Source organism: Oscillibacter sp. UBA6647, assembly GCA_002455655.1.
Classification (GTDB): domain Bacteria; phylum Bacillota; class Clostridia; order Oscillospirales; family Oscillospiraceae; genus Oscillibacter.
On sequence record DKLF01000139.1, the window covers coordinates 1 to 7471 of the forward strand.

Genomic DNA, 7471 nt, shown 5'->3' on the forward strand with positions numbered 1-7471 from the left:
GATGCACAGGCGCTGCTGCTGTCCGCCGGAAAGCTTCAGGGCGCTTTTGTCAAGGCGGTCCTTTACCTCTTCATAAAGACCGGCCAGCGTAAGCTTTTCCCGCACCACCGCATCTAGCCGCTCCTTGTTTTGCACGCCGTAATAGCGAAGAGCAAAGGTCATGTTCTTGTATATGGAGAAGGGAAACGGGGCGGGCGTTTGAAACACCAGACCCACCCGGCGGCGCAGTTCTTCGGGGGGGAGCTTTTGCACATCGTCGCCGTTTAAAAGAATCTGCCCCTCCACAGCCGCGCCCGGTTCCTCCTCCAGCATGCGGTTCATGGCCCGCAGCAAGGTGGTTTTTCCGCAGCCGGACGGACCGATGACGGCGGTAATTCGGTTTTTGGGAAAGGAGAGGGAAACCTGCTCCAGAGCGGGCTTTTTATCATAAGTAATGGTTACGTCTTTCAGTGTCAGGGTTGTTTCCAAGCCCGGTTCCTCCTTTTGGCATACAAGGCTGCCAGAAAATTGCTGAGCAGAACCACCGTCATCAGCACGAATGCGGTGCCGTAGACCTGCGGCATGGAGGTGCCCTGCGCCAGCAGAAGATAGAGATGGAGCGGCAGCGCCATGGCGGGCTTTGTAAGGGATACCGGCATTGCCGCGTAAGCCACGCCCCCGGTAAACATCAGCGGCGCGGTGGCCCCCATGGCATAGCAGGCGCCCAAGATCACGCCGGATACCAGCTCGCCACGACAGGCCGGCAGCACAACTTTCCAAATGGTGTAGGACTTTGAACAGCCCAGCGCGTAGGCAGATTGGGTCAGCGCGGGCGGCAGCTCCCGAAATGCCTTTTCCGCCCGTACCTCGATAAAGGGCAGAATCATGATTGCCAGCGCCACGCCCGCGGATAAAACACAGCGGCCCAAGCCCAGAGCGCGCACCAGCAGGCTGTATGCAAACAGGCCCAGCACGATGGATGGGATGCCCGCGATGTTCTGAACCACCATCTGAATTGCGGCCCGCAGCAGCTTGCTGCGACAAAAGAAAACAAGATACAGCGCGGTAGCCACGGCGGGAATCCCCCCCAGCACCACCGCCGTTGCCGTGAAGCAAAGGCTGCCCGCAATGGCGGGCCAGATTCCGCCCTCGGAGCCAAGTACCGACCCGCTGGGAGAGGCGGTGAGAAATTCCCATGTGATGACATGGCCGCCCTGCACAAACACATAGCCGAACAGGAAGAGGATGACGGCGGTCACAAGCGCCATGCTGAGATATGCCCAGCTTCGGACAAGGAAGGCTTTGAATTTCATCGGCTCAGCCCTCCATCCGCAGCAGGCGGCGGCGCAGCAGGGCAATTCCTGTGTTGATTGCCAGCAGGATTCCCATTAAAACCAGCCCTGCTGCATACAGCGCGTGATAGTGGGTGCTGCCCACCGCTGCCGTTCCCATTTCCAGCGCAATCAAAGAGGCAATCGTCTCTCCCTTGCCAAGCATGGAGGGAAAGACGCCTGCGTTTCCCATGACCATCATCACCGCCATGGTTTCTCCCATGGCCCGCCCCACCGCCAGAACCACGCTCAATAAAATGTTGCGGACGGAGAGGGGGAGAATTACATGGGCCACCGTATGCCAATAGGCGACGCCCAGCGCGTTTGCGGCGGGCAGGTATCTTTGGCGCATGCCCAGCATGGTTTCGCAGCAGGCGGAAACCAAGAACGGAAGCAGCATCACCGCCAGCAAAATGGCGGCGGCCAGCACACAGTGGCCGCTGCTGGAAAGGCGGAGCCGCTGAAACAGAGGCACCAGCACGCACAGGCCGATAAACCCGTAGATCACCGACGGAATCCCGGCCAGCAGGTCAATCATGGAGCACAGCAGGCCCCGGGTCGTTTCCGACGCCGCGCAGGAGAGAAACACCGCCGTGCCCACGCCTACCACCACGGCAAGCGCGATGGCGGCCACGGAAACGTACAGGGTTCCCGCAATGTAGTTCCCGATTCCATAAGAGACGCCGGTGCCATAGTCCACAGGCATCCACCGCTGTCCCAGCAAAAAATCCGCCGGGGCGATTTCCTGAAAGGCGGGAAGCGACTCCCGGACAATAAAAATCAGCACAAACGCCAGAGACAGCACGGTCAGGGCTGTCAGCAGACAAATCAGGCGGGGAAACAGGGCGTTCCCAATTTTCCGCATCACGATCCCTCCGGTTCTCGTTTTATAGCAGGACAAACGCTGCCATTGTCACCACAATGGCAGCGTTTGCCGGACAGAATAAGTTTCCGGGTCTTCCTAAAATCACGCTGTAAAGGCGGGGATGTAGCCGTTGTCCTCAACAACCTTGTAGCCCACGTCGGAGAACACATAGTCCACAAAGGCCCGCTGGGCGGGGGTGAGCTCCTTGCCGGTGACAAACATGATGGGGCGCTGCACGGTATAGTCCCCGCTGATAATGGTATCCTCGTTGGCTTCCACGCCGTCTACCTTCATGGCAAACAGCACCTGACCGTTCTGGTTCGCCTTGTTATAAGCGCCGAAGCCCGCATAGCCGATGCTCCACGGGTCGTTTGCAATGTTGGTGGCAAGCTCCGTCATGGAAGCGGACTGGGTGGCGGAGGCGGTTACCTCGCTGTCTCCCATAATGGCCTTCTGGAACACCTCGTAGGCGCCGCCGGACAGGTCCCGGATGTACACATTGATTGTTTCAGAGGGGAGAGAGGCGTCAACCTCGTTCCACGTAGAAAGCTCGCCGCTGAAAATCTGGCGGATGGTGTCGGTGGACAAATCGTCCGTCAGGCCGCAAAGAGGGTTTTCCGCGTTGACGGAAACGGTCAAAGCGTCCTTGGCCACCACATATTCGGTGTACCCCGCGCCCAAGGCTTCCTTTTCAGAATCCTTGATGCTGCGGGCAATCATGCCGAAATCGCACGTGCCGTCGATCACGGCGCTGGCGCCCACGCCGGAGCCGCCAGGAGCGACATAGATGGAGATATTGTCACCGGGGAACGTGGCGTCTACCTTGTCCCAAGTGACATATTCGTCCGTGAAGGAAGAAGCCAGAGAAGAGATGATGGGATAGAGAGAGGTAGACCCGCAGAAGAGAATGCTACTTTCAAAAGCCGCATCGCCGGGGGCAGAAGAAGCGCTGCCACTGGGGGCGGAGGACGCGGCGGGCGCGGGACTTCCGCACGCGGTCAGCGACAGCAGCATCGCTGTTGCAAGAAGCGCGGTGAGAACTTTTTTCATGGTACAATGCCTCCAAAATTTTATTTCATCCTGAATTTGCGCGCATAGGTAATGTCTACATTATTCACAATCAAAGATGAAGTCAAATCGATAGTTCCTGTCAATCTAAATATATATCGCAATTTACGATAATAAATGACTATACTCAACAAAATTTGGCACCAGCGGCGCAAGGAGGGCGGCTGTGCCGGGAAATTTTAGCAAAGTGGCAATTGGCGGCGAAATAAAATATAGGGTCAAAAAACAGCTTTTGTAGGAAAAACACACAGAGCTTCGGAGAAAAAGCCGAAATTGCTCCGTCCATAGCGGGAGCGCAAAGCCTGTGCGATCTGTGCTGCGGGCCGGCGCTGTTTGACTTTGAAATCGCCCCGCTTGTAAAGTCCGTGGAGTGCGCAGACACCAGCGAAGCCGCGCTGGCGCTGGGCCTGCACAATATATTCCCTGTTTTGGCCGATTGCGAGCATCTTTCGGGCCGTTGGGACGTGGCGTTTATGAGCTTTTTTGGAAGCCGCCATCTTGACCGATATCTGCCGCTGTGCAAAAAGCTGATTGCGGTGGTATCCCAAAGCTCCGATGCGGCCCTTTTTCCCGAAAAAGACAGGGGCTACGTCCGAAATACGGCGCAAAACACCGCAAAGTATTTAGATTCACGGGGAATTGCTTACAAGCTTGTGTGGAAGCGGCAGGAGTTTGGACAACCGTTTTCCTCTTTGGAGGAGGCCCGGGGTTATATAAAATTATATACGCCCGACGTCTGCGCGGAGGAGACGGAGCTTTTTTTAAAACAGAGAATTGTCAAAACGGAATCCCCCGTATTTCCGTGGTATCTTCCCAGAAAAAAGACGGTGGGAATCTTTTTCATCAACGGAGGGCTGAAATGAAGCATATGTTTCTGACAGGTGAAATTCAAATCGGGAAAAGCACCGTGATCCGAAAGATTCTGGCGGATTTAAACGTAAAATACGGGGGCTTCCGGACCTATTTCAGCCAAGACCGTACAGCCGCCGACAGGGGGCTGTATATCAGCCGTGCGGAAGCGAAGCCACTCTATGACGAAGCGCACAGGGTTGCCCGGTTTTGTCCGGGAGAACAGGCGCCACAGGTTTTTACCACTGGATTTGAGACCCTTGGCGCGGATTATATTTTACATGCGAAAGACGACATGGCGCTGCTTGTCATGGACGAGCTGGGAGACATGGAGCGGGATGCGGAGCGGTTTCAGGCTGCCGTGCTGGCCGCGTTGGAGGGTAAAACGCCGGTTTTGGGCGTGATAAAGCTTTCGGCAGTGGGCTGGGTGAATCAAATCCGTGAGCACCCGAACGTGGAGATGGTCAACGTCAACGCAGAGAACCGGGACGCGCTGCCGGAGCGGCTGACCCGCGCGCTGCAAGAGAGCTTTTCGGCGCTGCGGTATCTTAAAAAAGGATTGTGAGAGAGCATGGAGGGAATTTCCGTGGAACAGAAAGCACTGTCCAGAAAAGAGGCACTGGAAGCAATCAGGACTTGTTGGACCCCGGCACGAACAAATGAAACGGTTCCGCTTGAAGGGGCACTTGACCGCGTGCTGGCGGAGGACCTGTATGCCCGATACAGTCTGCCGGTTGTCCGTTCCTCGACAATGGACGGAATCGGCGTGGCCTCGGCGCTGTTTCGGAAGGGTGAGCCGGATACAGCCCATTGGCAGTGGGGCCGAGACTTTGTGAGGGCGGACACGGGGGATGACTTCGACGACCGCTTTGATGCGGTTATCCCTGTTGAGGCGGTGACGTTTCTGGAAGGCGGCGGGGTGGTGCTTGCGCCGGGGACAAAGGTTACGCCGGGAATGCATGTGCGGACCGCCGGGAGCTCTGTTGCGCGGGGAAACTTGCTGTTAAGGGCCGGGACCCGCCTGCGGCCCTTCGATCTTGCGGCGGCTGTGATGGGTGGACATACAAAGCTTACGGTGGTAAAAAAGCCCGTGGTGGCGTTTCTCCCCACCGGCAGCGAGCTGATTTCCCCCGGTACCGAGCCCGCCCGTGGGGAGAATATTGACTCCAACAGTGTTCTGGCGCAGGCCATGCTGACGGAGATGGGAGCGCAGCCGCTTCTTTTTCCCATCACCTCCGACAATCCGGCGCTTCTTCGCACTGCGATTTGCGCCGCGGCGGAGCGCGCGGATATGATCCTTTTGTGCGGAGGCTCCTCCAAGGGCGGAGAGGATTTTAACGCCGGGCTGGCAGGAGAGCTTGGAACGCTCCTGGTTCATTCCGTTGCCGCCGCGCCGGGGCGGATTCATCTGCCCGGTGCTGACCGCCTCGGCCCAGTTTGTTACGGAAAGCGCGGGCTCCGGTCTGGAAGCCGGGGAGACACTGGAACTTACATATCTTCGATGACTGTGCCGGGGCAAGCGGACTGCGCCAAGGAACAGGCGCAAAAAATGTTGCTTCATGCAATTTTTGGCAAAAGAACTTGAAAAAACGTCGTCCGTTGGCTATAATGAACGCATCTGAATAAAAGGAGACGATGGGTATGCCATGGACACCAAATTTGTCTGTCGGTGTGGGTCAGATTGACGACCAGCACAAGCTCTGGTTTGAAAAAGCGGAAATGCTGTTTCAGGCCGGACGGGAGCACCGCACAAAGGAATATATCGGCGAGCTTCTGGAATTTCTGGATGCGTACACCAAGCAGCACTTCCGGGATGAGGAAACCTATATGCTCAGTATCCACTACCCGGAATATGACGCGCAGAAGCAGGCGCATCAGTTATTTATCAGTCAGCTTTCCAAGCTGCGCAGCGACTATACCGCCTCCGGCGGGAACCTGTCGGTCATTCTGGGGGCCAATCAAATGGTGTTGGATTGGCTGACCAAGCACATCTCCACCATGGATAAGAAAATCGGGGTGTTCGCCCAAACCCTGAGATGAAGTCAAAAGAGCCATGCAGACACGTCTGCATGGCTCTTTTTCCATATTTTTCCGCCGTGCGCTTTGCAAAACCGGCGGGTGTTTTGATTCTTCCGGGGAAAGAACCCGGCGGGGATTCCCCGGGACACTGCACGGGGCGCTTTATGAGACACTTTGCGGGATTTAGAACATGGTGGTCAATTCTGTCAGAAATTCTTGCAAAAGGGCGGAAACGGTGTGGTTTTTGCGGGTTACGTAGTAGTGGACCAGCGTGTTCCCCTCTCCCTCAAGCGGGAAGGAGGTGAAGGCATAATGCTGGGAATGCTTCCAGGGGGTGCAGCTAAGAAAAAAGTTGTCCGAATGAGCGGCGATATCCTGAAGGGTGGCGCTTTCATTGCAGGAAATCACGAGATTGGGCGGCTGTTCAAACAGGTGCGTCACGGATTCGGAGCGCTGGTCATAAAACACATCAAAGTTTTCCGTCTCTTCCGCAATCAGATACGGATAACGGGTGATCTGCTCCAGAGAGCGGGCTTCGGCGGCGGGATGGTCCTCGCGCATCACGGCGCTGATGACGCTTTCCCCCAGCTCCGTATAATTCAGGCTTTTGGCGCTGGCAATGCGGGGCATACGCCGCCGCTGGGACTTAGGGATGAACACAATTCCAAGGTCTGAGCGGCCGTTTTCCACATCGTCCAGAACATCCGAAAACGCACGCTTCTCCAGTCGGATATAGGTGGGCGGAAAGTCCGGCTGAGTCAGGGTTTCCTGCATGTGGATCATGGGCGTGGAGAGAAAATAGGCCCGCATGGAGGAAATGCGCAGATATTGCTTGCGGCCGCGGTGCCGTGCGGCATAGAGATTTTCGACAAAGCTCTTCCGCCCGATAATATCCTCCGCATAGTTGAGAAATTCCCGGCCCTCGTTGGTGACAAGCACGCCCTTTTTCGTCCGCTGGAAGATTTCTATACCCAGCTCTTCCTCCAACTGCTTGAGGGTGTTGCTCACGTTGCTCTGGTGCGTATAAAGCTGCTCCGCCGCTTTGTTGATGGAGGCACATTTGGCGACCGAGACGGCAAAAATAAGCTGTTGAAATGTCATAACCGGGCCTGTCCCTTTCCGCTGCGCAATGGGAAGCCGGGAAAGCCGCCCGTTTTGCTTCCGTGCAGCCGACCGTCATCCTGTGAAGAATGCATCGGGCGCGGGAGAAAAATGCATTCTTTGTGAGAAGCCGTGCCGGAAACCGCAGACTTTTAATTTGTTATTATACCTTTTTACGGCGAAATATGCAAGGACAAGCAAGACAGACACCGTAAAAGAACCGCCAACTATGTGGAATTCATATAATTACTGGTATGTT

9 protein-coding genes are annotated in these 7471 nt (G+C 56.2%); 4 read left to right on the forward strand and 5 right to left on the reverse strand.

Annotation, left to right across the window (positions count from 1 at the left end):
- From B2W96_RS10315 to B2W96_RS10330, 4 genes are all read right to left on the reverse strand, one after another.
- The coding region (locus B2W96_RS10315; protein ID WP_293010208.1) for a phosphate ABC transporter ATP-binding protein at positions 1 to 468 on the reverse strand (468 nt) is incomplete at its 3' end.
- On the reverse strand, positions 453 to 1292 hold the full coding sequence (pstA, locus tag B2W96_RS10320; protein ID WP_293010209.1) for a phosphate ABC transporter permease PstA: 840 nt from the start codon (positions 1290 to 1292) through the stop codon (positions 453 to 455). The genes pstA and B2W96_RS10315, both read right to left, overlap by 16 nt.
- Positions 1293 to 1296: 4 nt before the next feature.
- A complete protein-coding gene (gene pstC / locus B2W96_RS10325; protein ID WP_293010210.1) occupies positions 1297 to 2175 on the reverse strand; it encodes a phosphate ABC transporter permease subunit PstC in 879 nt (292 codons plus the stop codon).
- 102 nt (positions 2176 to 2277) lie between these two features.
- On the reverse strand, positions 2278 to 3225 hold the full coding sequence (locus tag B2W96_RS10330; protein ID WP_293010211.1) for a PstS family phosphate ABC transporter substrate-binding protein: 948 nt from the start codon (positions 3223 to 3225) through the stop codon (positions 2278 to 2280).
- 491 nt (positions 3226 to 3716) lie between these two features.
- On the opposite strand from B2W96_RS10330, the gene B2W96_RS10335 reads away from it, so the two are divergent.
- From B2W96_RS10335 to B2W96_RS10350, 4 genes are read left to right on the forward strand one after another with little or no spacing between them, the layout of a single operon-like run.
- On the forward strand, positions 3717 to 4106 hold the full coding sequence (locus B2W96_RS10335) for a hypothetical protein (RefSeq protein ID WP_293010212.1): 390 nt from the start codon (positions 3717 to 3719) through the stop codon (positions 4104 to 4106).
- Positions 4103 to 4657 (forward strand): nucleoside-triphosphatase, encoded by a 555-nt coding sequence (locus tag B2W96_RS10340; RefSeq protein WP_293010213.1) that lies wholly within the window; start codon positions 4103 to 4105, stop codon positions 4655 to 4657. Before B2W96_RS10335 ends, B2W96_RS10340 begins: the two co-directional genes overlap by 4 nt.
- 21 nt (positions 4658 to 4678) lie before the next feature.
- Positions 4679 to 5677, forward strand: a complete 999-nt coding sequence (locus tag B2W96_RS10345) for a molybdopterin molybdotransferase MoeA (protein ID WP_293010214.1) — start codon at positions 4679 to 4681, stop codon at positions 5675 to 5677.
- A gap of 56 nt (positions 5678 to 5733) precedes the next feature.
- Positions 5734 to 6132, forward strand: coding sequence for a bacteriohemerythrin (locus tag B2W96_RS10350; protein ID WP_293010215.1), 399 nt, complete (start codon positions 5734 to 5736; stop codon positions 6130 to 6132).
- A 162-nt stretch (positions 6133 to 6294) separates the two neighbouring features.
- Here the strand turns inward: B2W96_RS10350 and B2W96_RS10355 are convergent, their stop codons facing one another.
- On the reverse strand, positions 6295 to 7212 hold the full coding sequence (locus B2W96_RS10355) for a LysR family transcriptional regulator (RefSeq protein WP_293010216.1): 918 nt from the start codon (positions 7210 to 7212) through the stop codon (positions 6295 to 6297).
- Positions 7213 to 7471 lie beyond the last annotated feature (259 nt).